The organism is Treponema sp. R80B11-R83G3, assembly GCF_054786115.1.
Genome location: NZ_BDHF01000443.1, coordinates 1 through 1,405 on the forward strand (window position 1 = coordinate 1; position 1,405 = coordinate 1,405).

The following is a 1,405-nucleotide window of genomic DNA, read 5'->3' on the forward strand; positions in this document are numbered from 1 at the left end:
TGTCCTGCCCACGCTGAACTTGCCGTTTTAGACCAAAGCATATAAGGTGGTATACAAAAGCCCAGGAGGGAAACATGGGCAAAAGAAAAAGTTATACTGCCGAAGAAAAAGTAAAGATTCTCAGAGAGGTGCTTGAGGGTGGGAAGCAAATAAGCCAAGTGGCGGAACAATACGGTCTTCATCCGAACAACATCTTCAACTGGCGGAAGCAGCTTTTTGAAGGGGGCGTTCAGAGCTTCCAGATCAAAAGAGCTGACATCAGCGGGAAAGCCGAGGAACGTAAAATCACCGCCCTTGAGGAGAAGGTCAAACAGAAAGACGAAGTGATAGCGGAACTTGCCGAAGAGCTTTTAGCTTTAAAAAAAAAGAGTTCTGGCCTGAGGTAGGGAAAGCGAAAATGAGTCTTGAAGCGCGGCAAATTGTGGAAAGGGAAATAAGGCGTTACCACGCCAAAACAGGGCTGCCGACACACGCTCTTTTGAAGTACGCTGGGATACCGGAGAGGACGTGGCGGGAATGGGCGCGGCGGCGCGGAGCCGAGACTAAGCACAACAACAACATCCCCAAGTCGTATTACCTGACTCCGGAAGAAGTCAAGGCGATAATCGCTTACTGCGCCAGCAGCCCGCTGAAAGGCTACCGCATGCAGTCTTGGGAGATGGTGGACAAAAACATAGCGTTTGTGTCATGCGGCAGCGTCTATAACGTCATAAAACGCCATAATCTGGACAAAAAGTGGGCGGAACTGGCCGAGGAGGCGAAGAAAGGCTTTGACCAGCCGCAGGCGGTTCACGAGCAATGGCACATAGATTTCTCGTACATAAAGATACAAAACTCGTTTTATTATTTTCTGGGCATCCTTGACGGCTACAGCCGTAAAATACTCAACTGGCGGCTTTGCAAAAACATGGAGGGGCTTAACGCGGAAATACTGTTAGCCGAAACCAAAGAGACGTATCCGCAAGCCGCCAGCCCGCGGCTGATAAGCGACAACGGCAGCCAGTTTATCTCAAAAGATTTTGAAGAATTGCTTGCGCTTTTGGAATTCGGGCACACGCTGACATCGGCGAACCACCCGCAGAGCAACGGCAAACTGGAACGCTTCCACCGCACTTTGAAAACCGAACACGTAAGGAGGGCATCGTATTTAGAATATCAAGACGCCTGCATAAGGCTGGCGGAATGGATCGCGTATTACAACAGCGAAAGGCTTCACAGCGCGATCTGGTATCTAACGCCGAATGACGTTTTTTACGGCAGGGCGGCGGGACGGCTTGCAGAACGCAAAGAAAAGTTGCATACTGCATTTATTAAGAGACAGGAATACTGGCGGACAAAAAATGCCGGTTCCTGACACACCTTATATGCTTGTCTTAAAAACGGCAAGTTCAGCATAAGCAGTACA

2 protein-coding genes are annotated in these 1,405 nt (G+C 49.6%); both read left to right on the forward strand.

Annotated elements, in window-relative coordinates; all coding sequences use genetic code 11:
* Positions 1-74: 74 nt before the first annotated feature.
* Positions 75-386 (forward strand): transposase, encoded by a 312-nt coding sequence (locus ACYVRH_RS14370; protein WP_461257552.1) that lies wholly within the window; start codon positions 75-77, stop codon positions 384-386.
* 11 nt (positions 387-397) lie between these two features.
* Entirely contained in the window at positions 398-1,354 is a 957-nt protein-coding gene (locus ACYVRH_RS14375; RefSeq protein WP_461257553.1) for a transposase, read from the forward strand.
* Positions 1,355-1,405: the final 51 nt, after the last annotated feature.

Excerpts from the sequence above, each read along its gene's own strand:
- ACYVRH_RS14370 (WP_461257552.1), top strand. The coding sequence starts at position 75 with ATGGGCAAAAGAAAAAGTTATACTGCCGAAGAAAAAGTAAAGATTCTC.
- ACYVRH_RS14375 (WP_461257553.1), top strand. The coding sequence starts at position 398 with ATGAGTCTTGAAGCGCGGCAAATTGTGGAAAGGGAAATAAGGCGTTAC.